The sequence below is a fragment of the Streptomyces hoynatensis genome, assembly GCF_003626535.1.
Taxonomy (GTDB): Bacteria; Actinomycetota; Actinomycetes; order Streptomycetales; family Streptomycetaceae; genus Streptomyces; species Streptomyces hoynatensis.
This window is the reverse complement of the sequence record NZ_RBAL01000009.1, coordinates 23,310-47,077: the sequence shown is the minus strand read 5'-3', so window position 1 is coordinate 47,077 and position 23,768 is coordinate 23,310. Positions and strand designations below refer to the sequence as shown.

The following is a 23,768-nucleotide window of genomic DNA, read 5'->3' as shown; positions in this document are numbered from 1 at the left end:
ATGGCAACGCATGTGATCACAGGGGCGGGTTCCGGCATCGGCGCGGCCCTCGCCGGGCGGCTGGCCGAGCGGGGGGACGAGCTGTGGCTGTGGGCCCGCGACGCGGGGCGCGCCAGGGAGCTCGCGGAGCGTTTCCCCGGCGCCGGGACCCTGGTGGGCGACCTGGCCGTGCCCGAGCGGCTGTCCTGGGCGCTCGGCCACCAGTCGCCGCCCGAGCGCGTCGACTCCCTGCTGCACGCGGCGGGCGTCGTCGAGCTCGCCCCCGTCGGCGAGTTGACCCCCGCCGTGTGGCAGGCCACGCTCGCGGCCAACCTCGTCGCCCCTGCCGAGCTGACCCGGCTGCTGTTGCCGCAGCTGCGCGCCGCCCGCGGCCACGTGGTGTTCGTCAACTCGGGCGCCGGGCTGCGGGCCCACCCGAACTGGGCCGCGTACGCCGCCAGCAAGCACGGGCTGCGCGCCCTGGCCGACGCGCTGCGCGGGGAGGAGGCCGCACACGGGGTGCGGGTGACCACCGTCTACCCGGGCCGTACCGCGACCCCGATGCAGGAGAAGGTGCACCGGCAGGAGGGCAGGGAGTACGACCCGGAGCGCTGGCTGACGGCGGACTCGGTGGCCACCACCGTGCTCACCGCCCTCGACCTGCCGCCGGGCGCCGAGATCACCGACCTGAGCGTGCGCCCCGCCGGCTGACCGCCCGCCCCTGCCGCGCCGGCCCGCCCCCGTACGCCCCGGTCGCGCCCGGCCGCGGATCGCCGCGCGGCCCGGCCGCCGTACGCTGCGGGGGTGACCGAGACAGTTGAGTTCCCCTGGGGCCCGGCCGCCGCGACCGGGGTGGGTTCGATGCCGGGCCAGGACGCGCGGGAGACCGCACGGATCGTCACCGGCTCGCTTGAGGGACCCACGCACCTGCCCTTCCTGCCCGAGCTGCCGGCCCGCGGGCCGGGCGCGGACCTGATCGGGCGGACGGCGGGCCTGCTGGCCGAGCTGTTCGCGCGCCTGGAGCCGAGCGGCTGGCGGATCGGCGACCGGCCCGGCCGCGACACCCGCAGGGCGCGGGCCTGGCTGCGCGAGGACCTCGACGCGCTGGAGGAGTTCACCCAAGGGTACGAGGGGCCGCTGAAGGTCTCCGCGGTCGGCCCCTGGACGCTGGCCGCCGCGCTGGAGCGGCGCAACGGCGAGGCGATGCTGGGCGACCCGGGCGCCCGCAGGGACCTGGCCGAGTCGCTGGCCGAGGGGCTGCGCGGCCACCTCGCCGAGGTGCGCCGCCGGGTGCCGGGGGCGCGCGTGGTGCTCCAGCTCGACGAGCCCTCGCTGACGGCCGTGCTGACCGGCCGGGTGCCCACCGCGAGCGGCTACCGCCGCCACGAGCCGGTGGACCGCGCGCTCGTCGAGGAGACCCTGCGCGCGGTGGTGGCGGTCGCCGGCGGCGACCCGGTGGTGGTGCACAGCTGCGCGCCGCGGGTGCCGTTCGGGCTGCTCGCGCGGGCCGGGGCGACGGCGGTCTCCTTCGACTTCGGCCTGCTCACCGAGAGTGAGGACGAGGCGATCGGCGAGGCGGTGGAGGGCGGGCTCGCCCTGTTCGCCGGGGTGGTGCCGGCCGGCGGCCAGGGGGCGGCGCCAGGGGAGGCGGCGTTGTCAGACCCGGCCGGTACTGTCGGTGGAGTCAGGTCGCTTTGGCGCAGGCTGGGGCTTTCCCCCGGGCTCCTCGCACAGGCCGTCACGGTCACTCCGGCGTGCGGGCTCGCGGGTGCCTCCCCGGCGTATGCGCGGGCGGCGCTGACGCACTGCGTCCGGGCCGCGAGATCCCTCGCGGACAACCCTGAGTGACGGGAGAGAGTCCATGGCTGGCGAAGGGTCTGCCGAGCGGAAGTCCGCCGTGCCCGCGCAGGCGCGCGAGCGGCACGCGCGGCTCGCCGAGCAGGTCGAGGAGCACCGCTTCCGGTACTACGTGAAGACGCCGGTCATCAGCGATGCGGAGTTCGACCGGCTGCTGCGGGAGCTCCAGGAGCTGGAGCGGGAGCACCCCGAGCTGTGCACCCCGGACTCGCCCACGCAGAAGGTGGCGGGGGCGTACGAGACCGAGTTCACCTCCGTCGCGCACCGCGAGCGCATGCTCTCCCTGGACAACGCCTTCGACGACGCCGAGCTCGACGCCTGGGCGGACCGGATCGCCGAGGAGCTCAGCGGCATCCCGTACCAGTTCCTGTGCGAGCTGAAGGTGGACGGCCTCGCGGTCAACCTGACCTACGAGCACGGCAGGCTCACCCGCGCCGCCACCCGCGGGGACGGCCGCACCGGCGAGGACATCACGCCCAACGTCCGCACCATCGAGGAGGTGCCCAACCGCCTCACCGGAGCGGACATTCCGGACCTGGTGGAGGTGCGCGGCGAGGTCTTCTTCCCGATGGCCCGCTTCGAGGAGCTGAACGCGCGGCTGGTCGAGGCAGGCGAGCGCCCCTTCGCCAACCCGCGCAACGCGGCGGCGGGCTCCCTGCGCCAGAAGGACCCCAAGATCACCGCGAGCCGGCCGCTGCAGATGGTGGTGCACGGCATCGGGGCCAGGGAGGGCCTGCGCATCGACCGGCTGTCGGAGGCGTACGGGCTGCTCAAGGGCTGGGGCCTGCCGACCGCGCGGGCCGCCAGGGTGGTCGACTCCATCGAGGGCGTGCGGGAGTTCATCGCCTACTACGGCGAGCACCGGCACGCGGTGGAGCACGAGATCGACGGGGTGGTGGTCAAGGTCGACCAGGTCCCGCTCCAGGGCAGGCTCGGCAGCACCTCCCGCGCCCCGCGCTGGGCCATCGCCTGGAAGTACCCGCCGGAGGAGGTCAACACCAGGCTGCTCGACATCAGGGTGGGCGTCGGCCGCACCGGCCGGGTCACCCCCTACGCGGTGGTCGAGCCGGTCACCGTGGCCGGCTCCGAGGTGGAGTTCGCCACCCTGCACAACCAGGAGGTCGTCAAGGCCAAGGGCGTGCTGATCGGGGACACGGTGGCGCTGCGCAAGGCGGGCGACGTGATCCCCGAGATCCTCGGCCCGGTGGCCGACCTGCGGGACGGCTCGGAGCGGGAGTTCGTGATGCCCGCGCAGTGCCCGGAGTGCGGCACGCCCCTGATGCCCATGAAGGAGGGGGACGTCGACCTGCGCTGCCCCAACGCCCGTTCCTGCCCGGCCCAGTTGCGCGAGCGGATCTTCTACCTGGCGGGCCGCAGGTGCCTGGACATCGACCACTTCGGCTATGTCGCCGCCACCGCGCTGACCCAGCCGCTGGAGCCGGCGGAGCCGCCGCTGCGGGACGAGGGCGGCCTGTTCGACCTCACGGTGGAGGACCTGCTGCCGATCCGGGCCTACGTGCTCGACCAGGACACCGGCCTGCCCAAGCGGGACCCGGAGACGGGCGAGCCCAAGGTGGCCGAGGTCTTCGCCACCAAGCAGGGCGAGCCGAAGAAGAACACGCTCGCCCTGCTGGAGGGCATCCGCGAGGCGAAGACCCGCCCGCTCGCCCGCATCCTCACCGGCCTGTCGATCCGGCACGTCGGGCCGGTGGCGGCGGAGGCGCTGGCCCGGGAGTTCGGCTCGCTGGACCGGATCGCGGCGGCCGACGAGGAGGAGCTGGCGGCCACCGAGGGCGTCGGTCCCACCATCGCGGCCTCCCTGAAGGACTGGTTCGCCGTGGACTGGCACCGCGAGATCGTCGAGCGGTGGCGGGCCGCCGGGGTCAGGCTCGCCGAGGAGAGGGGCGAGGACACGGGGCCGCGCCCGCTCGAAGGGATCACCGCGGTGGTCACCGGCACCCTCGGCGGGTACACGCGGGACGCCGCGAAGGAGGCGCTGGTGAGCCGCGGCGCCAAGGTGACGGGCTCGGTGTCGAAGAAGACGAGCTTCGTGGTCGTCGGCGAGAGCCCGGGCTCCAAGTACGACAAGGCGATCCAGCTGAAGGTCCCCGTGCTCGACGAGGCGGGCTTCGAGGTCCTGCTGGAGCGCGGCCCCGAGGCCGCCAGGCAGGCCGCGCTGCCCGCCGGGCAGGAGGAGCCGGCCGAGGAGCCGGCCGAGAAGCCGGCCGAGGACGTGGCCGAGACCGCGGAGTCCGGGCCGGGGGAGGCCGGGTAGGCCGGGGGCCGGGTCCGGGGGAGGCCGGGGAGGCGCGCGGCGCCGGGGGTGGTTCCCGCGGGGGGAGCCGCGGGAATCGGTCGCGTGCTCATGACACGGGCAAGGGCGGTCCCGCGGGCGGGAAGCCGCCGCGCCGGCGGCGGCCGGTTCCGGCCGGCCCCGGTGCCGGGCGGGGGCGGCGTGGGGTGGCGAGGGCGCCGGCGCGCCGGCCTGGCGCGCCGGTGGCGAGCGGGTGGCGCACCGGTGGCGGAGCGTACTTTCCGGCGGCGGCAGGCTTGTTCTTCGCACGCCAGGGGCATATGCCCTCGGTATTGCCAAAGGAATGTGACTGGCCGAAAGCCACGCGGTCCGCGGTGCCGTTCGCTGCCCCCGGCGGCGCCGAGCGGCCTAATGTGGGGTGGTGCGCCTGCCCCGGGCGCCGGCGAGAGCGGCCGTGAGAGGGACCTGTATGCAGTCAGCCCCAGAAGGGAGACGGCTTCCCGGAGGCGGCCACGCCTGGCTCTCCCGCTACGTCAGGCCCGCCGTGCTCGCCGCCGCCTCGGCCGCGCTCCTGATCGGCGTGCTGCGGGTCCTCGACCACGGGCAGGCCCTGTTCCCCGGCGACCGCCCCGGCTGGGGGTTCGCCCTCCTCACCGGCATCGTCGTCGCCCACCTGGTCGCCCTCGGCCGGGACCGCTGGTGGGGTTTCGGCAGCGGCTCTGGCGCGGCGCTCGCCCTGTCCATGCTGCTCCTCTACGGCTGGCTGCCCGCCGTCCTGGTCAGCCTCTCCGTGGTCACCCTGGCCGGCGCCGCCCGCCGCGACCGCTGGCCGCAGGCCCTCCTGCACGGGGCGATCGACGTCCTCGGCGTCGGCGCGGCCGCCCTCGTCCTCGCCGCCTGGGGCGAACGGCCCAGCATCGAGCACCGCTGGGAGCCCGCCGCCTGGGAGGCCACCACCGCCCTCCAGCTGCTCCTCGGCGCCCTGGCCTACCTCGTCCTCACCCGCGCCCTGCACTGGCTCAGCAGCGACCCGCCGGGCGGGCTGCCCTCGATGGCGGGCACCGCCCTGCTGAAGCAGGCGCTCATGGCGCTCGCCCTGCTGTGCGTCGCCCCGCTCATCGTCGTCGTCGCCGTGGGCAAGCCGCTGCTGCTCCCGCTGTTCGCCGTCCCGCTGATCGCCCTCGACTTCACCTTCTGGATGGCCCGGGCCCGCGTCGAGGACCAGCTGATCGACCCGCTGACCGGGCTCCCCAACCGCCAGTGGCTGCTCGAACGCACCAGGGGCGCCCTCGACGAAGCCGAACGGGCGGGCGAGCGGGCCGCGTTGCTCCTCATCGACCTCGACAGCTTCCGCTCGGTCAACGACACCCTCGGCCACCTCGCGGGCGATCAGCTGCTGCTGCGCGTCGCCGACCGCATCGGCGGCTGCCTGCCGCCCGGGGCCGAGGCCGCCAGGCTCGGCGGGGACGAGTTCGCCGTCCTGCTCCCCGCCGTGGAGTCCGTCACCAGCGCCCAGCACGCGGCCCGCGCCCTCGTCGGCGCCCTCAGCGCCCCCCTCGACCTGGGCGGCCTGACCCTCGTCGTGGAGGCCAGCGCCGGGGTAGCCGTCTTCCCCGAACACGCCCCCGAGGCCGAGGGCCTGCTGCGGCGCGCGGACGTCGCGATGTACGACGCGAAGAACGACCGCAGCGGCGTCGAGGTCTACGACGCCTCCCGCGACGGCAACACCCCCGACCGGCTCGCCCTGCTCGGCGACCTGCGCCGCGCCCTCGACACGGGCGAGATCGAGCTGCACTACCAGCCCAAGGTCCGCTTCGACGGCGCCGTCGCCGGCCTGGAGGCGCTGCTGCGCTGGCGGCATCCGGAGCGCGGCAAGGTCCCGCCCGACGAGTTCATCGCCATCGCCGAGACCTCGGGCCTCATGCCGCGGCTGACCGAGTACGTGCTGGAGACCGCGCTCGGCCAGCTCGCCCGCTGGCGCGCGCAGGGGCTGACCGTCCCCGTCGCGGTCAACGTCTCCCCGCGCGACGTGCACAGCCCCGGGTTCGCCGGCACCGTGGCCGCCCGCCTCGCCCGGCACGGCGTCCCGCCCGGCTCGCTGCAGCTGGAGATCACCGAACACGTCATGCTGGAGGACCCCCAGCTCGCGGCCGACACCCTGGCCGGGCTCACCGGGCACGGCGTGCGGATGTCCCTGGACGACTTCGGCACCGGCTACTCCTCCCTCGTCCACCTGCGCCGGCTCCCGGTCAGCGAGCTGAAGATCGACCGCTCCTTCGTCGCCCGGCTCACCGTGGACAGCGAGGACGCCGAGATCGTGCGCTGCACCATCGACCTCGCGCACTCCCTCGGCCTGGTCGTCGTCGCCGAGGGAGTGGAGGACGACGAGACCTGGGAACGCCTGCGCGACCTGGGCTGCGACGCCGTCCAGGGCTGGCTGGTGGCCGCCGCGATGCCGGCCGCCGAGACCACGGCCTGGCTGCGCGCCCGCGCCGGCGGGCCAGGACCGGCCGAGGACGTGCCCGTCGAGGGGCAGGCCGTCGGCTGAACCCGCCCCGGCCCGCCCGGCCGGGCCGGAATCCGGGCGCCGCCCACCTCCCGCGCGCCATAGGATTGCCCCGACCCAGCAAACCCGCGACGAGCAAGAGGATCGCCACATGCCCGGCATCACGCGCGAGGAGGTCGCCCACCTCGCCCGGCTGGCGCGTCTGGAGCTGACCGACGAGGAGCTCGACCACTTCGCCGGACAGCTCGACGACATCATCGGCGCGGTCGCCCGCGTCTCCGAGGTCGCCGCCGAGGACGTACCGCCGACCTCCCACCCGCTGCCCCTGACCAACGTCATGCGCGCCGACGAGGTCCGCCCGGGCCTCACCGCGCAGCAGGCGCTGTCCGGCGCCCCCGCCCAGGAGCAGCAGCGTTTCAAGGTGCCGCAGATCCTGGGGGAGGAGTGACCGTGGCAGACGTGAAGGACCCGGCCGGCCTGACCCGGCTGACGGCGGCCGAACTCGCCGCGCGGATCGCCGACGGCACGACGAGCGCCGTCGAGGTGACCGAGGCGCACCTGGCCCGCATCGAGGCCGTGGACGAGAAGGTGCACGCCTTCCTCCACGTGGACCGCGAGGGCGCCCTCGCCCAGGCCAGGGCGGTCGACGCCAAGCGCGCCGCAGGGGAGCGGCTGGGACCGCTGGCCGGCGTGCCCCTGGCCATGAAGGACATCTTCGCCACCGAGGGCGTGCCCACCACCGTCGGCTCCAAGATCCTCGACGGCTGGCTGCCGCCCTACGACGCCACCGTCACCAGGCGGCTGAAGGAGGCCGGCCTGGTGCTCCTCGGCAAGACCAACATGGACGAGTTCGCCATGGGCTCCTCCACCGAGAACAGCGCCTTCGGCCCCACCGGCAACCCCTGGGACCTCACCCGCGTCCCCGGCGGCTCGGGCGGCGGCTCGGCCGCCTCGCTCGCCTCCTTCCAGGCGGCCCTGGCCATCGGCACCGACACCGGCGGCTCCATCAGGCAGCCCGCCGCCCTCACCGGCACCGTCGGCGTCAAGCCCACCTACGGCGGCGTCTCCCGCTACGGCATGGTCGCCTTCTCCTCCTCCCTCGACCAGGGCGGCCCCTGCGCCCGCACGGTGCTGGACGCCGCGCTGCTGCACGAGGTGATGGCGGGTCACGACCCGCTGGACTCCACCTCGGTTGACGCCCCCGTGCCCCCGGTGGTCGAGGCGGCGCGGAACGGCTCGGTCGCCGGGCTGCGCGTCGGCGTCGTCAGGGAGTTCGGCGGCGAGGGCTTCCAGGCCGGGGTCACCCAGCGCTTCGCGGAGGCCGTCGAGCTGCTCCGGGAGCTGGGCGCCGAGATCGTCGAGCTGTCCTGCCCCTCCTTCGACAAGGCCCTGGCGGCCTACTACCTCATCGCCCCCTCCGAGTGCTCCTCCAACCTGGCCCGCTTCGACGCCATGCGCTACGGCCTGCGCGTCGGCGACGACGGCACCAGGTCGGCAGAGGAGGTCACCTCCCTCACCCGCGAGGCGGGCTTCGGACCCGAGGTGAAGCGCCGCATCATGCTGGGCACCTACGCCCTGTCCTCCGGCTACTACGACGCCTACTACGGCAGCGCCCAGAAGGCCCGCACGATGGTCGCCCGCGACTTCGCGGCGGCGTTCGGGCAGGTCGACGTCGTGGTCTCGCCGACCACCCCCACCACCGCCTTCGCCATCGGCGAGCGCGTCGACGACCCGATGGCGATGTATCTGGCCGATCTGTGCACCATCCCGGTGAACCTGGCGGGCAACGCCGCGCTGTCCCTGCCCTGCGGCCTCGCGCCGGAGGACGGGCTCCCGGTGGGCCTGCAGGTCATCGCCCCGGCCATGGCCGACGACCGGCTCTACCGCGTGGGAGCCGCGGTGGAGGCCGCGTTCCAGGCACGCTGGGGACACCCGATCCTGGAGGAGGCGCCCGTCCTATGAGCAAGAAGCCCAAGTCAAAGGCCAGCACGTACCTGTCGATCGGCACCACGCTCTTCGGCGCGTTCAGCGTCGCCAGGCAGCTGCGGGACGCCAGGGAAGAGGGTGACAATCTGCGCCTCGCGGACGCCGTCATCTCGGCTGCGGCGGTCGTCACCGGCCTCGCCCTGCTGGCCCGCGACCTGCGCCGCCTGAACCAAGAGGAAGCTTCCGAGAGGTAGACCGTGACCGTCACAGAGCTGGTGCCGTACGAGGAGGCGCTCGCGGCCTTCGACCCCGTCATGGGCCTCGAGGTCCATGTCGAGCTCGGCACCAAGACCAAGATGTTCTGCGGCTGCGCCACCACCCCGGGCGCCGAGCCGAACTCCCAGACCTGCCCGACCTGCCTCGGCCTGCCCGGCTCGCTGCCCGTGGTGAACGAGATCGGCGTCGAGTCGGCCATCAGGATCGGCCTGGCCCTCCGCTGCGAGATCGCCGAGTGGTGCCGCTTCGCCCGGAAGAACTACTTCTATCCGGACATGCCGAAGAACTTCCAGACCTCCCAGTACGACGAGCCCATCGCGTACGACGGGCACCTCGACGTGCAGCTGGAGGACGGCGAGGTCTTCCGGGTGGGCATCGAGCGCGCCCACATGGAGGAGGACACCGGCAAGTCCACCCACATCGGCGGCGCGGCAGGCCGCATCCACGGCGCCTCGCACTCGCTGATCGACTACAACCGCGCCGGCATCCCGCTGATCGAGATCGTCACCAAGCCGATCGTCGGCGCCGGGGCGCGCGCGCCCGAGGTCGCCCGCGCCTACGTGGCGGAGCTGCGCGAGCTGATCAGGTCGCTCGGCGTCTCCGAGGCCAGGATGGAGCTCGGCCAGCTGCGGTGCGACGTCAACCTGAGCCTGCGCCCGCACGGCCGGGAGACCTTCGGCACCCGCAGCGAGACGAAGAACGTCAACTCGCTGCGCAGCGTGGAGCGCGCGGTGCGGTTCGAGATCCAGCGGCACGCCGGGGTGCTCTCCGACGGCGGCACGGTGGTGCAGGAGACCCGCCACTTCCACGAGGAGAACGGCACCACCACCTCGGGCCGGGTCAAGGAGGAGGCGGAGGACTACCGCTACTTCCCCGAGCCCGACCTCGTGCCGCTCGCCCCGGCCAGGGAGTGGGTGGAGAAGCTGCGCGCCGAGCTGCCCGAGCTCCCGCTCGCCCGGCGCAACCGGCTCCGTGAGGAGTGGGGCATCTCCGCCCACGAGATGCAGTCCGCGCTCAACGCGGGCGCCGTCGACCTGATCGTCGCCACCGTCGAGGCCGGCGCGGACGCCGCGGCGGCCCGCAAGTGGTGGCTTGGCGAGCTGGCCAGGCGGGCGAACGAGCGCGGCGTGGAACTCGCCGGGCTGCCCATCGCGCCCGCCCAGGTCGCCAGGGTCGCCGCCCTGGTGGCGGAGGGCTCGCTCAACGACAAGCTGGCCCGGCAGGTCATCGACGGCGTGCTGGAGGGCGAGGGCGAGCCCGACGAGGTCGTCGAGAAGCGCGGCCTGCGGATCGTGTCCGACGAGGGCGCGCTCGGCGCGGCGGTCGACGAGGCCATCGCGGCCAACCAGGCCGTGGCCGACAAGGTGCGCGGCGGCAAGGTCGCCGCGGCCGGTGCCCTGGTGGGCGCGGTGATGAAGGCCACCCGGGGCCAGGCGGACGCCGCCAGGGCCAGGGAACTCATCCTCGAACGGCTGGGCGTGAGCGGCGGCTGAGGCCCCGCCTGCGCTTGCCCACGCGGCGCTCCGAGGCCCCGTCCGCCCGCATCGGGCGGGCGGGGCCTTTCGCCTGTCCGGCGCGGGCCGGGAACGGGCGGCGGACGCCCGATGCGGCGGCCCGCCCCGCGCGGGCGTGCTGCCCCGCACGCGCCCGCCCGCCCCGCACGCGCCCGCCCCGCACGCGCGCCCGCGCCGCCCGCACGCGCCCGTGCATGCCGCCACCCGCCGGGGAACGGGCCCCCGGCCGCCCCGGACCCGGCACCGTGCCCGTCCCGGCCCGGAGCCCAACCGGCAGGGCGAGAGCCCCGGTTGAGGCCCCTGGCGCTCCATCGGCCGCGCCCGAGCGCCCGTTGCGCCGCGGCCCCGCCCGGGCCGCCCTGGCCCCCGGCCGCCCCGGGGCGGCGCGCGGGGCCCGGCGGGCGCCGTGGCCGGCCTCTCCGGCCGCCGCACCCGTATCCCCGTGCGACGCACGGGCGTTCCCCGCGCCGCACCGGCCCGCCCGCGCCCCCGGGGGCGCGGGCGCCTAAGGCCCCCGTAAGGCACCCCCTGCCTGCGGATTTCCCCGGACTCACGGCGTCAGGGCCTGCCTAAGGCCCCCCGCGGCCCGTCGTGAGGCCACCGCGCCGGGGCCTAAGGCACCGGGGCGCCGCGAAGACCCGCAAGGTTCCCGATGTGCCGGCCCCACCTGGGGGACGACTGTGGAGTCACCGGCGGGGCCAGGAGGCCGCAGCCGGAAAGCGGAGGCGAACGAGACCGAGGAGAACGGCCGTGTATCACGAACTCGCCCTGGCCAAGCAGCGGATGGACGACCTGCTGGCGCAGGCGGAGCGGGAGCGGGTGGCGAACCGCGTGCTGAAGTCGGGCAAGGCTTCCCGCAAGGGCTCCCACGAGGACTCCCACGAGGACCCGGGGAACACCCCGGGGACGTCGAGGAAGAGGGGAGGCAGCAGGGGAATCGGGCGCAGGGGCCGCCCGGACGTGGAGTACACCGAGGCCGCGCGGGTCGCCGGGCCGGCGGCTCCCCGCGGGCGGCGGCTCCGCTGGGGCACGGGCGCATGAGCGGGCGCGGCGGCGAGGCGGCGGACGCCGCCGGAATCGGCCCGGCCCCCGGCCTTGCCCCTTTGTCGGTCGCCTGTGCGATGCTGCGAGACATGCAGAGCAGAACGGTCAGCCCCGTCTTCATCGGCCGCGGCACCGAGCGCGCCTCGCTGGAGGAGGCGCTGGCCCGGGCCGAGGAGGGGGCGCCTCAGGCGGCGGTGATCGGCGGCGAGGCCGGGGTGGGCAAGTCCAGGCTCGTGGAGGAGTTCCTCACCCGGGCCAGGACCTCGGGCGCCGTCACCGCCACCGGCGTCTGCGTGGAGGTGGGCGCGGAGGGCATGGCGTTCGCCCCCGTGTCCACCGTGCTGCGGGGCCTGTACCGCCAGCTCGGCGAGGAGCTGAGCCAGGCCGCCGGAGGGTTCGGCGGCGAGCTGGCTCGGCTGCTCCCCGAGCTGGGGCGGCCGGCCCTCGGCGGGCATCCGCTGTGGGACGGCGAGGTCAGGGGGCGGCTGTTCGAGCTGACCGCGCGGCTGCTCGAAACGCTGGCCCAGGAGCGGCTGCTCGTGCTCGTGGTCGAGGACCTGCACTGGTCCGACCAGTCCACCAGGGACCTGCTGGGCTATCTGCTGCGCTCGCTCCAGCGCGGGCGGCTGCTGCTCCTGGCCACCTACCGCTCCGACGACATCCACCGCCGCCACCCGCTGCGGCCCTTCCTGGCCGAGCTGGACCGGCTGCGGACGGTGCGGCGCCTTGAGCTGCCCCGCTTCTCGCGCGAGGAGGTCCGCGGCCAGCTGTGCGGCATCCTGGGCGCCGAGCCCTCGCCCGAGCTGTGGGAGCAGGTCTACCTCCGCTCCGACGGCAACGCCTTCTTCGTCGAGGAGCTCGCCAGCGTCTCGGGCGACGGGCAGGGCATGCTCAGCGACTCGGTGCGCGACCTGCTGCTCGTGCGCGTCGAGGCCCTGCCCGAGACGGCGCAGCGGGTGGTGCGGCTGGTCGCCGAGGGCGGCTCCAAGGTGGAGTACGGGCTGCTGCGCGCGGTGTCGGGGCTCGGCGAGGACGAGCTGATCGAGGCGCTGCGCGCCGCCGTGGGCGCCAGCATCCTGCACGCCGACGAGGACGACACCTACCGCTTCCGGCACGCCCTGATGCGCGAGGCGGTGGACGACGACCTGCTGCCGGGCGAGCGCTCCCGGCTGAGGCGGCGGTTCGCCGAGGCGCTGGAGCGCGAGCCCGGGCTGGTGGCGCCCGGCGCCCTCCCGGCCCGCCTCGCGAGCTACTGGTACCACGCGCACGACCCGGCCAAGGCGCTGCCCGCGGTGCTCAAGGCGTCCACGGGGGCCAGGTGCCAGCACGCCTACGCCGAGCAGCTGCACCTGCTGGAGCGCGCCCTCGAGCTGTGGGACAGCGTCCCGATGGAGCTGCGCACCAGCCTGCGGATCGCCGAGGAGGCCGAGTCCTACCCGCTGTGCGACTGCAGCGACGAGGTGCTCAGCCAGCTCGACCTGCTCGCCGAGATGGTGCTCGCGGCCCGGTTCGCCGGCGAGCCGGAGCGCGGCGTCTCGCTGATCAAGCGGGCGCTGCGGGCGCTGGAGGGGCGCGGCCACCCGCTGCGCGAGGCCTGGTTCTGGACCGAGCGCTCCCGCCTGATGCGCAACCTGGGCCGCTCCAACGGCTGGGAGGAGCTGGCCAGGGCCCAGAAGCTGATCGAGGACATGCCGCCCTCCCCGGTGCACGCCAGGGTCGTCACCGAGGCCGCGGTGTGGGGCGCGGTGTACGAGCCGGGGCCGGGCACGCTGACCGTGGCCGAGCGCGCGGTCGCGCTGTGCGAGGAGGTCGGCGACGAGCTCGACGGGCTGCACGCGCGGCTGAGCCGGGCCGCGATGCTGGTCGAGACGGGCCGCGGGGACGAGGGCTTCGCGGTGTTCCGGGAGGTGGCCGGCCGGGTGGAGGACGAGGACCTCGTCGGCGTCTTCACCCGCAGCCACATCAACCTCCAGTCGCTGCTGGAGTCCACGGGCCGCTCGGAGGAGGCGCTTGAGGTCGCCGAGGAGGCCATGCGCATGGCCTACCGGTACGGCCTGCGCGACACCCAGTCCTGGATCTCGGGAAACCGGTCGGACGCCCTGTTCTCCCTCGGCCGGTGGGAAGAGGCCAAGGCGGCCGCCCTGGAGGCGAGGAAGCACGCGCGGACCCCGACGACCAGGGCGCTGGCGGCCCAGCGGCTGGTCAGGCTGGCCCTGGCCCAGGGCGATCTCGCCGCGGCCGGCGAGGGACTGCAGCGGATGGAGGAGGCGCACCGCTACTACGAGGGCCCGGCCCCGCAGTACGCGCACCCCGCGGCCCAGTACCGCATCGCGTTCGCCGCGGCCGAGGGCCGCATCCTCGACGCCAGGCGGCTGTTCGCGCAGGCCGTCGACGCCGGGCTCGCGCCTGGCTGCGGCTGTTACACCTGGCCGATGCTGGACGCCGCGGTGCTCGCCGAGTCCCAGTCGCGGGGCGTTCCCGCGGCCGAGCCGGGGCACGCCGAGGCGCTCGCCCGCATCCGGGGCCTGGCGGCCGAGCTGCGCCGGGACTATCCGGTGTGGGCGGCGTACGGGCTGATGGTGGAGGCGGAGGCCGCCCGCGCCGAGGGGACGGCCAAGGTCGCGGACTGGGCCGCCGCCTGCGCCGCGTTCGAGGAGCTCACCCGGCCGTACGAGCTGGCCAGGAGCCGGGCCAGGCTGGCGGAGGCGCTGCTCGCCGAGGGCGAGCGGGAGCGGGCCGGGGCGCTGCTCGCGCAGGCGCACGCGGTGGCCGCGGGCCTGGGCGCCGAGCCCCTGGTGGCGGAGATGGCCCGCCTCGCCCAGCGCGGGCGGCTGTCGCTGCAGGAGCAGAGCGCGGGGTCCTGCGAGCCGGAGACCTTCGGGCTGACGCCGCGGGAGCGCGACGTGCTGGCGCTGGTGGCGGCCGGGCGGAGCAACCGCCGGATAGCCGAGGAGCTGTTCATCTCGCCCAAGACGGCCAGCGTCCACGTGTCCAACATCCTGGCCAAGCTTGAGGTGGGCAGCCGGGGCGAGGCCGCGGCCCTGGCGCACCGGCTCGGCATCGTCGGCGGCCGCGGCCTGACCGGCGCCGGGACCGAGGGGCCCGCCTGAGCGGTCAGGCCGCGCCCCGCCGGGCGGCCGGGGGCCGGGCGGGGGCGCCCCGGCGCGCCGCTCAGCGGACGCGGACGAGCAGCACCCGGTCGTCGCCCGCCGCCGGACTGCCGCGGCTGTCGGTCTCGTTGGTCACCACCAGGAGCCGGTCCTCGCCGAGGGCGAGCACCGATCGCAGCCGGCCGTACTCCCCTTCGAGGAAGGACTGCGGCTCCCCCGCGGGCTCCGCCCCGTCGAGCGGGACGCGCCACAGCCGTTCGCCGCGCAGGGCGGTCAGCCACAGCGAGCCGCGCTGGTAGGCGAGCCCGCTGGGCGAGGCCGCCTCGGGCGGCCACTGCTCGACCGGGTCCACGAAGCCCTCCTCCTCGCCGCCGCGCCCCTCCTGCCGGGGCCAGCCGTAGTTGCCGCCGGGCCGGATCAGGTTCAGCTCGTCGAAGGAGTGGTCGCCGAACTCGGTGGCCCACAGCCGCCCCTCGGCGTCCCAGGCCAGGCCCTGCACGTTGCGGTGGCCGAGCGAGTAGACGGGGGAGTCCGGGTCGGGATTGTCCGCGGGCGGGCGGCCGGTGGCGGGATCGATCCGGAGGATCTTGCCGGCCGGCGAGTCCGGGTCCTGGGAGAGGGTGCCGGAGTTGTCGGTGTCCCCGGTGGAGACGTACAGCATGCCGTCGGGCCCGAAGGCGAGCCGCCCGCCGTTGTGCACGACCTCGCCCCTGGGGATGCCGGTCAGCACGTCCGTGGGCCGGGTGAGCCGTTCGCCGGCGGGTGCGGTGGCGTCGTAGCGGAAGGAGGTGACGCGGTTGTCCCCGCGGGTCGTGTAGTACACGAACAGGCGCCCGGTGGAGGCGAAGCCGGGGTCGAGCGCGAGGCCGAGCAGCCCGCCCTCGCCGCCCGGGGTCACGCCCGGCACCCGCCCCACCTCGGTGACCTCGCCCGAGCCGGCGGCGATCCGGCTGAGGGTGCCCTCGTCCCGCGAGCAGATCAGCAGGTCGCCGCCGGGGAGCCGGGCGATGCCCCAGGGCGAGTCCAGGCCGCGCGCCACCGTCGCGATCACCTCGGCCGAGCCCTCGGCGGGGGCGGCGGAGGCGCCGGGAGAGGACGGGGCGGGGTCGCTGCTCGACCCGGACGGGCGCGGGCTCTGGTCCGCCTCGCCGCCCGCCTCGCCGCCCCCGCAGCCGGCGAGCAGGGCGAGCGCCGCCAGCGCTCCGAGGACGGGACGGGCGCGGCGGACCGCCCCGGCGGCCCGCCGGGCGCCGCGGGCGTGGCGTGGGCACATCGGCGGAGCCTCCCGGCGGTCGGGCCTTCCCGCTCCCGCGCCCATGGCGCGGACGGCTGCCTCCCCTTCCCGGTGCCCGGGAAACGGGCGGCTACTCCCAGGACCCGCGGGCCTGCGGCAGCGCGCCGATCTCCGCCAGGTCCGCGGCGCCGAGGGCGAGTTCGGCCGCCGCGGCGTTCTCCCTGGCCCAGCGCTCCTTCTTGGTGCCTGGCAGCGGCACCACGTGCGGGCCCTGCGCCAGCAGCCAGGCGAGCGCCACCTGCGCCGGGGTGGCCCCCGGGTGGCGCTCCGCCACCCGGCGCAGCCCGGCGACGACCGGCTGGTTGGCGGCCATCATCTCCGCGGTGAACCGCGGGTGCCTGGCCCGCAGGTCGTCCGGCTCGAAGCCGCCGCCCGGCACCAGCGTGCCGGTCAGGAAGCCGCTGCCGAGCGGCATCGCCGCGAGGAAGCCCACGCCGTGTGCCGCGCACCAGGGCACGAGGGACTCCAGCGCGCCGCAGGACCACACCGAGAGCTCCGCCTGCACCGCGCTCACCGGGAACACCCGCTGCACCCTGTCCAGCAGCCGCAGCGTCGCCGCGTACGCCGCCTCTCCCGGCGCGCGCCGCCGCCCGCGCGCCTCGGTCGCGCACAGCCCGAGCGCCCGCACCTTGCCCGCCCGCACCAACTCGGCCATCGCCCCCCAGGTCTCCTCCACCGGGACCTCGGGGTCGGCGCGGTGCAGCTGGTAGAGGTCGATGACGTCCGTCTGGAGGCGGCGCAGCGAGGCGTCGCAGGCCCGGCGCACGTACGCCGGGCTGCCGTTGGCCACCAGGTGCTGCTCGCCGGAGAGCAGGCCGCCCTTCGTGGCCAGGAACACCTCGCCGCGGCGCTCCTTCAGCACCCGGCCGAGCAGCAGCTCGTTGGTGAACGGGCCGTACACGTCGGCGGTGTCCAGCAGCGAGCAGCCCGCGTCGAGCGCCGCGTGCACCGCGCGCAGCGAGGACTCGCCGTCCCGTTCCGAGGCGCTGTAGCCCGCGCTCATGGGCATGCAGCCGAGGCCGATGGCGCCCACCGTAAGCGCCCCCGTGCCGAGAGATCTGTACCGCACCGACGCCGTTCCTTCCCTGGCTCGCCCCGCCGCGTCCCGCCGGCGCCCCGTCGGCTCCCCCCACGGGTGCCGCCGCCGGCCCCCGGGCTGCCGGCCGCCGCCGTGCCCGCCACGGTTCGTCCACCGGGCCCCCACCAACGTAGTCGCCCCGGCCGACGGCGGCGCCACGCACCCGTGGGCCGGACGGGCGGAACGCATAGCCTGACGCCATGAGTACCGACGTATGGCTGCCGCTCCCGCTCGAAGACCTCGCCCCCCTGCCCCCCTCGCTGAACTGTCTCTACTGGGACGGGGACGGGGAGTTCCCCGCCGACCCGGCGCGCTGCGCCCTCTACGTCGTGCCGTACATGCGCGGCCAGGAGGTCAGCCTGCGCCCGCTGCGCGAGATGACGTCGGTGCGCGTCGTCCAGACCCTGACCGCCGGCATCGACCACATGCTGCCCGGCATTCCCCTCCTCCCCAAAGGGGCGCAACTGTGCAACGCGGGCGGCTTGCACAACACCAGCACCGCCGAACTGGCCCTCACCCTCGCGCTGGCCGCGCTGCGGGACATCCCCGGCGCGGTGCGCGCCCAGGACGAGGGCCGCTGGGCGCCCGCCTTCCGCACCTCGCTGGCCGATCTCAGGGTGCTGATCCTCGGCTACGGCGGGATAGGCGCCGCCATCGAGGACCGGCTGCTGCCCTTCGAGGTCGCCTCGGTGACCCGGGTCGCGAGCAGGCCGCGCACGGCCCCGCGCGGCCCGGTGCACGGGGTGGCCGACCTGCCCGCGCTGCTGCCAGGGGCCGACGTGGTGATCGTGGCGACCCCGCTCACGGACGCCACCCGCGGACTGGTGGACGCCGCCTTCCTCGCCCGGCTGCCCGACGGCGCGCTGCTGGTGAACGTCGCGCGGGGGGCCGTCGTGGACACCGCCGCGCTGCTCGCCGAGACCGCCTCGGGCCGGCTGCGGGCCGCCCTCGACGTGACCGACCCGGAGCCGCTGCCGGCGGGCCACTCGCTGTGGCGGGCGCCGGGGGTGCTGATCACCCCGCACGTGGGCGGGCCCTCGACGGCGTTCAAGCCCCGGGCGGTCCGGCTGCTGCGCGGTCAGCTCGGCAGGTTTGCCGCGGGGCAGCCGATGGAACACGTCGTGGCGACGGCGGACGAGACCACGTCCGCGAGCACCGCGTAGGAGCGGCCCTCGGCAACCCCGGGGCCCTCCCCGGGAAGGAACGGGTGCACGGGCGGGGCGCACCCCCGGCCGGGACCGGCCCGGGGGTGAGGCCCGGGGCCTTGGGCCGAAGGCGGGGCACGACGGGGGCCGACGGGGGCCGACGGTGGGCAACGCGTGGGAGGCGAGGGAGCCTGGGATAAGTTTGCCCCTCGGTGATGCTACGCATGGTGACTTGTCTATGTCGCTGAGTGACGAGTCTGGTGTATCGTCCGTCCAGGACGAGCCGAGTCCGGCACGAGAGGGGGGCGACAGGCGAATGCAGCTGCCACGGTCGAACCGGCACCCCGACACCCACCGCGCGGGCCCGGAAAAGCGCGCCGGCCTCGTCAGGCGCGCGAGCCGGCCCGCGTCCCGCCCGGCCCCGCAGGAGCCGGCGGCCCCCGGCCCCCACCCCGCCCCCGCGGAACCCGTGAGACCCGCGGAACCCGCGGCACCTTCGGAGCCCGTGAAACGCGCGGGCCCTCCGGCACCCGCGGAACCCGCCGCCCCGGCGGGCCTCAGGGACCCCGCGGACCAGGCGGAGGCGCCGGCGCCGGTCCCGCCGCCCGGTCCCGCCCCGCAGCTCGCCGTGGCCGCGGTCTGCGCCGGCTACGCGGCGGGGGCCGTGCTCGGCTGGGGCTCGCCAGGCGCGGCCCGCGTCATGGGCGACTTCGGGCTCAGCGCCGCCGGCCTGCTGGCCGCCGGCTCCTGCCTGTGGTACGCGCGCGGCCACGCCGGGGACCTGCGCCCGGCCTGGGTCCTGTTCGGGCTCTCCTCGATGATGATCGGCCTGGGCAACGCGGTCTGGGGCTGGTACGAGGTCGTGCTCCACCAGCCGGTGCCGCCCTCCTCCTGGGCGGACCTCTGCTTCCTGCTCTTCGCGCCGCTGGCCATCGTCGGCCTGCTGATGCTGGCCAAGCGGCCGGTCACCGCCTCGGGCTGGGTCTGCCTCGGCCTGGACGTCTGGCTGATCGGCGGCTCGCTGATGACCCTCTCCTGGAGCGTGGCCCTGGCGCACACGGCCCGGCTGCAGGACGTCTCCGTGCCGCGCGCCGCCCTCGCGCTCGCCTACCCCCTGCTCGACATCGCGCTGGTCAGCATGGTGCTGGTGCTGCACTTCCGGCGCACGGGGCCCAGGCAGCGCAAGGCGGTGAACACGGCGATCGGCGCGCTCGCCCTGACCGTGCTGTGCGACGCCCTGTTCACCTCGCCCCTGCTGCGGGAGCGGTACACCTCGGGGCAGTTACTCGACGCGGGCTGGTTCGCCGCCTCGCTGCTGCTCGCCTCCGCCCCCTGGCTGGCCGACCGCTGCCCGCTGAGCGCCCTCGGCCCCGTCCGGGCCGAACGCCCCGGCGCCGAGCCCGTCCGCCCGCTGGCCGGCTCCTTCGCCGCCCTCACCCCGTACCTGGCCGCCGCCGTCTGCGTGCTGAGCATCCTCGTGACGATACTCAGCGGACACGAGGTGGACGGCGTCGTCGTCTGCACCGCCTGCGCCGTGGTCCTCGCCCTCCTCCTGCGCCAGGGCCTGACCCTCAGGGACAACGTCTCGCTCGCCAGGGAACTCGCCGAAAAGGAGAACTACTTCCGCTCCCTGGTGCAGGGGTCGAGCGACGTCATCATGATCGCCGCCCCCGACGGCGTCCTGCGCTACGTCAGCCCGGCGGCCACCGGGGTCTACGGCAGGCAGGCCGAGCAGCTGATGGGCAGCGAGCTCTCCGCCCTGATCCACCCGGACGACCTCGGCCGCGTCCTGCACGAGCTGCGCCGCTTCCTGTCCGTGCCGCCCGCGCGCGAGCCCGCCACCCGGATCGAGTGCCGCGTCAGGCACGGCGACGGCCGCTGGCTCAACGTCGAGTCGAGCGTCAACCACCACGAGGGCGGCCTGATCTTCAACAGCCGGGACGTCACCGAGCGGGTCAGGCTCCAGGCGCAGCTGCAGCACAACGCCTCCCACGACGCCCTGACGGACCTGCCCAACCGCGCCCTGTTCACCGAGCGGGTGCGCCTGGCCCTCGGCGGCGGGCGCGGCGGCGACCCGGAGACCGCGGTGCTCTTCATCGACCTCGACGGCTTCAAGGCGGTCAACGACTCGGTCGGCCACCAGGCGGGCGACGAGCTGCTGATCCAGGCCGCCAGGCGGCTGCGGGAGTCGGTCCGCGCCGGGGACACCGCCGCCAGGCTGGGCGGCGACGAGTTCGCGGCCCTCATCGTCGGCGAGGCGGGGGCCGCCGCGGGCTCGCGCGAGTACCGGATTCTGGAGATCGCCGAGCGGGTGCGCGCCGCCCTCTCCAGGCCCTACGTGGTCGAGGACCGGGAGCTGCGGGTCGCCGCCAGCATCGGGATCGCCTTCGCCGAGCCGGGCGCCACCCCGGCCGAGCTGATGCGCAAGGCCGACCTCGCGATGTACCGCGCCAAGCACGCGGGCAAGGCCAGGGTCGAGCTGTACGCCCCGCACCTGCAGCCAGGACCCGCCCGGCGCCCCGGCCCCGCCGAGGGGCTGCGGCGCGCCCTGCACGCGGGCGAGTTCACGCTGCTGCACCAGCCGATCGTGGACCTGGCCGACGGCCGGGTCACCGCGGTCTCGGCCCAGGCGAGGCTGCGTTCCGGGCACCGGCCGCCGGCGGTCCCCCTCGACCTGCTGCGCGCCGGCCCCAGGGCGCCCGGCCCGCCGGGTCCCGCCGGGCCCGGCGGCCGGGCCGGCGAGGTCACCGGCTGGCTGCTCGAACTGGCCGTCGCCGAGGCGGGCCGCCGCCTGCGCCGGGGGTACGACGTGCCGGTCAGCGTCCGGGTCGCCGACTCCTGGCTGGCCGACCACGGCCGTGGCGCACACGGCGTCGAGGCCCTGCTGCTGCGGCACGGCCTGCCCGCCAGGACGCTGATGATCGAGCTGCCCGAGGCCGAGTCCGTGCTGGCCTCGCAGGAGCTGCGCCGCAGGCTGACCGACCTCAGCCGCCTCGGCGTCGGCATCGCCCTCGGCGGCTTCGGCAGCGGCAGGACGGCGGCCGCCGCCCTGCACCGGCTGCCGGTGGACCTGGTCCGGCTGGACGGCGAGCTCGTGGACGGCCTGCTCGAATCGCCGCCCCTCCACAAGATCGCGGCCGGGCTGCTGCGGATGGCGGCCGACCTCGGGGTCGACTCCCTGGCCGACGACGTGGACCACCCCGAGCAGGCCGCGGCCCTGCGCGCCATGGGCTGCCACTGCGGGCAGGGCCTGGCCATCAGCGAGCCGCTGGAGGCGGGCAGGCTGCGGCGGCTGCTCGACGAGGGCCGCGTCCGCATGGCCCAGGGCCCGCCGCCGGCCGCGCCGGAGCCGCCCGCCGCCCCCGAGCCGCCCGCCGCGCGCCGCGACGGCAAGAGTGCCCCCGCCCCCGCCGACTCACCCACCTGAGGGACCCCATGCCCGATCGCCCGGCCGTCGCCGCGCCCCCGTCCCTCCCCGTTCCTCCGCGTTCCTCCGCGTTCTTCCGCCCGCCTCCCGCCCCGGGGGCGGGCCGGGAGGCGGGCCGTACCCGCTGGTCGCGGCGCCGAGATAGTCGGTTTTCCTACTAGGCCCGCATAGTGAGATCTCATTCACGCTCGCTTGACACGCGGCGGGAGAGAAGAGCAATGTCTGAGCCATGCGCACTCGAATTCTCGTACTTGGACGGCGCGTCGGCTGATCCGGGAATACCCCCGTGACCCCCAGCGACGCGCTCCCCCTCGCATGCCTCAGGCACGAGGGGTTTTTTGTTGCATCAGCACCTGCCGCCCGCCTTCAGGCAGGCAGCACCCGAAACCAGCGTCACCCGCTCACCACCCCGAGAAGAGATCGCCGATGACCGAACAGGCCGCCGGGGCACCCAAGCCGCAGCCGCGTGCCCCCCGAGGCGCAGCACCGCAGCCCACCGCCACCATCGAGAACGTGACAGGCGCCCAGTCCCTCATCCGCTCGCTCGAAGCGGTCGGCGCGGACACCGTCTTCGGCATCCCCGGCGGCGCGATCCTCCCCGCGTACGACCCGATGATGGACTCCACCGCGGTCCGTCACATCCTCGTCCGCCACGAGCAGGGCGCGGGCCACGCGGCCACCGGCTACGCCCAGGCCACCGGCCGGGTCGGCGTCTGCATGGCCACCTCGGGGCCCGGCGCCACCAACCTGGTCACCCCGCTCGCCGACGCGCACATGGACTCGGTCCCCATCGTCGCCATCACCGGGCAGGTCGCCAGCAAGACCATCGGCACCGACGCGTTCCAGGAAGCGGACATCTGCGGCATCACCCTGCCGGTCACCAAGCACAACTTCCTGGTCACCGACCCCGACGAGATCCCGCGCACGATCGCCGAGGCCTTCCACATCGCCTCCACGGGGCGCCCGGGACCGGTCCTGGTCGACATCGCCAAGGACGCCCTCCAGGGCACCACGACCTTCTCCTGGCCGCCGGTCACCGACCTGCCCGGCTACCGCCCCGTCAGCCGCCCGCACGCCAAGCAGATCCGCGAGGCCGCGCGGCTGATCGCCCAGGCCAGGCGCCCGGTGCTGTACGTCGGCGGCGGGGTCGTCAAGGCGGGGGCCGCCGCGGAGCTGCGCGAGCTGGCCGAGCTGACCGGCGCCCCGGTCACCACCACGCTGATGGCCCTGGGCGCCTTCCCCGACAGCCACCCCCAGCACCTGGGCATGCCCGGCATGCACGGCACCGTGGCGGCCGTCACCGCCCTGCAGAAGGCCGACCTGATCGTCGCCCTCGGGGCCCGCTTCGACGACCGCGTCACCGGCCGGATCGACTCCTTCGCGCCGCACGCCAAGATCGTGCACGCCGACATCGACCCGGCCGAGATCGGCAAGAACCGCGTGGCAGACGTGCCGATCGTCGGGGACGTCAAGGACGTGATGGCCGACCTGGTCACCGCGCTGCGCTCCGCGGACGCCCCGCGCGGCGCGGACGCCGCCGCCCGCTACGCGAGCTGGTGGGAGCAGGTGAACCGCTGGCGCGAGACCTACCCGCTCGGCTACGACCTGCCGGAGGACGGCACGCTCTCCCCGCAGCAGGTCATCGAGCGCATCGGCGCGCTCGCCCCGTCCGGCACGGTCTTCACCGCGGGCGTCGGCCAGCACCAGATGTGGGCCGCGCACTTCCTGCGCTTCGAGCACCCGGGCACCTGGCTGAACTCTGGCGGCCTGGGCACCATGGGCTACGCGGTGCCCGCCGCGCTCGGCGCCAAGGCCGGCCGCCCCGACACCCCCGTCTGGGCCATCGACGGCGACGGCTGCTTCCAGATGACCAACCAGGAGCTGGCCACCGCCGCCCTGAACAACATCCCGATCAAGGTCGCCATCATCAACAACGGCGCCCTCGGCATGGTCAGGCAGTGGCAGACCCTCTTCTACAACCAGCGGTACTCCAACACCCGGCTGCACGACGGCACCCCGAGCAGCGCCGGCACCCGCATCCCCGACTTCGTCAAGCTGTCCGAGGCCATGGGCTGCGTCGGCCTGCGCTGCGAGGACCCGGCCCAGCTCGACGCCGTGATCGAGAAGGCCAACGCCATCAACGACCGGCCCGTCGTCGTGGACTTCATCGTCCACGAGGACGCCATGGTCTGGCCGATGGTCGCCGCGGGCACCTCCAACGACGAGGTGATGGCGGCCCGCGGGGTGCGCCCCGACTTCGGCGACGCCGACTGACCACCGCGCCCCCGGCCCCCGGCCCCGAGCAGCCGCCGACCACCGCCGCAGACCGACCCGCGGCCCGTCCCGCCCGAGGTAACC

15 protein-coding genes are annotated in these 23,768 nt (G+C 75.5%); 13 read left to right on the top strand and 2 right to left on the bottom strand.

What is annotated here, in order from left to right; genetic code table 11:
- The 10 genes from D7294_RS16780 to D7294_RS16735 all read left to right on the top strand — a co-directional run bounded on the left by D7294_RS16780 (position 1) and on the right by D7294_RS16735 (position 14,466).
- Positions 1–690, top strand: a complete 690-nt coding sequence (locus D7294_RS16780) for an SDR family oxidoreductase (RefSeq protein ID WP_120680500.1) — start codon at positions 1–3, stop codon at positions 688–690.
- Between the two features lie 93 nt (positions 691–783).
- Positions 784–1,827, top strand: a complete 1,044-nt coding sequence (locus tag D7294_RS16775) for a methionine synthase (protein ID WP_241562422.1) — start codon at positions 784–786, stop codon at positions 1,825–1,827.
- 13 nt (positions 1,828–1,840) lie between these two features.
- A complete protein-coding gene (ligA, locus tag D7294_RS16770) occupies positions 1,841–4,111 on the top strand; it encodes an NAD-dependent DNA ligase LigA (protein WP_120680496.1) in 2,271 nt (756 codons plus the stop codon).
- A 448-nt stretch (positions 4,112–4,559) separates the two neighbouring features.
- On the top strand, positions 4,560–6,638 hold the full coding sequence (locus D7294_RS16765) for a putative bifunctional diguanylate cyclase/phosphodiesterase (protein WP_120680494.1): 2,079 nt from the start codon (positions 4,560–4,562) through the stop codon (positions 6,636–6,638).
- A gap of 109 nt (positions 6,639–6,747) precedes the next feature.
- The gene (gatC, locus tag D7294_RS16760) at positions 6,748–7,044 is read left to right on the top strand and encodes an Asp-tRNA(Asn)/Glu-tRNA(Gln) amidotransferase subunit GatC (RefSeq protein WP_120680492.1); all 297 of its coding nucleotides are present in this window, start codon (positions 6,748–6,750) and stop codon (positions 7,042–7,044) included.
- Positions 7,045–7,055: 11 nt separating this feature from the next.
- Complete coding sequence (gene gatA / locus D7294_RS16755) at positions 7,056–8,558, top strand: Asp-tRNA(Asn)/Glu-tRNA(Gln) amidotransferase subunit GatA (RefSeq protein ID WP_174248378.1); 1,503 nt, start codon at positions 7,056–7,058, stop codon at positions 8,556–8,558.
- On the top strand, positions 8,555–8,776 hold the full coding sequence (locus tag D7294_RS16750) for a hypothetical protein (RefSeq protein WP_120680490.1): 222 nt from the start codon (positions 8,555–8,557) through the stop codon (positions 8,774–8,776). The genes gatA and D7294_RS16750 overlap by 4 nt, the downstream gene beginning before the upstream one ends.
- 3 nt (positions 8,777–8,779) lie before the next feature.
- Complete coding sequence (gene gatB / locus D7294_RS16745) at positions 8,780–10,291, top strand: Asp-tRNA(Asn)/Glu-tRNA(Gln) amidotransferase subunit GatB (RefSeq protein WP_120680488.1); 1,512 nt, start codon at positions 8,780–8,782, stop codon at positions 10,289–10,291.
- A gap of 771 nt (positions 10,292–11,062) precedes the next feature.
- Positions 11,063–11,353, top strand: coding sequence for a hypothetical protein (locus D7294_RS16740; protein ID WP_120680486.1), 291 nt, complete (start codon positions 11,063–11,065; stop codon positions 11,351–11,353).
- Between the two features lie 92 nt (positions 11,354–11,445).
- Positions 11,446–14,466 carry a helix-turn-helix transcriptional regulator gene (locus D7294_RS16735; protein WP_241562421.1) on the top strand — a complete coding sequence of 1,007 codons (3,021 nt, stop codon included), beginning with the start codon at positions 11,446–11,448 and terminating at the stop codon, positions 14,464–14,466.
- Positions 14,467–14,527: 61 nt separating this feature from the next.
- Here the strand turns inward: D7294_RS16735 and D7294_RS16730 are convergent, their stop codons facing one another.
- Entirely contained in the window at positions 14,528–15,739 is a 1,212-nt protein-coding gene (locus D7294_RS16730; RefSeq protein ID WP_120680484.1) for a PQQ-dependent sugar dehydrogenase, read from the bottom strand.
- A gap of 91 nt (positions 15,740–15,830) precedes the next feature.
- Positions 15,831–16,829: an aldo/keto reductase gene (locus D7294_RS16725; RefSeq protein ID WP_120680482.1), complete on the bottom strand. Its 999-nt coding sequence runs from the start codon at positions 16,827–16,829 to the stop codon at positions 15,831–15,833.
- A 209-nt stretch (positions 16,830–17,038) separates the two neighbouring features.
- Between D7294_RS16725 and D7294_RS16720 the strand changes: the two genes are divergently transcribed.
- The 3 genes from D7294_RS16720 (at position 17,039) to D7294_RS16710 (ending at position 23,684) form a co-directional block, all read left to right on the top strand.
- Complete coding sequence (locus tag D7294_RS16720) at positions 17,039–18,001, top strand: 2-hydroxyacid dehydrogenase (protein WP_120680480.1); 963 nt, start codon at positions 17,039–17,041, stop codon at positions 17,999–18,001.
- Positions 18,002–18,488: 487 nt separating this feature from the next.
- Positions 18,489–21,410 carry a putative bifunctional diguanylate cyclase/phosphodiesterase gene (locus D7294_RS16715; protein WP_422070711.1) on the top strand — a complete coding sequence of 974 codons (2,922 nt, stop codon included), beginning with the start codon at positions 18,489–18,491 and terminating at the stop codon, positions 21,408–21,410.
- 426 nt (positions 21,411–21,836) lie between these two features.
- On the top strand, positions 21,837–23,684 hold the full coding sequence (locus D7294_RS16710) for an acetolactate synthase large subunit (protein WP_120680476.1): 1,848 nt from the start codon (positions 21,837–21,839) through the stop codon (positions 23,682–23,684).
- Positions 23,685–23,768: the final 84 nt, after the last annotated feature.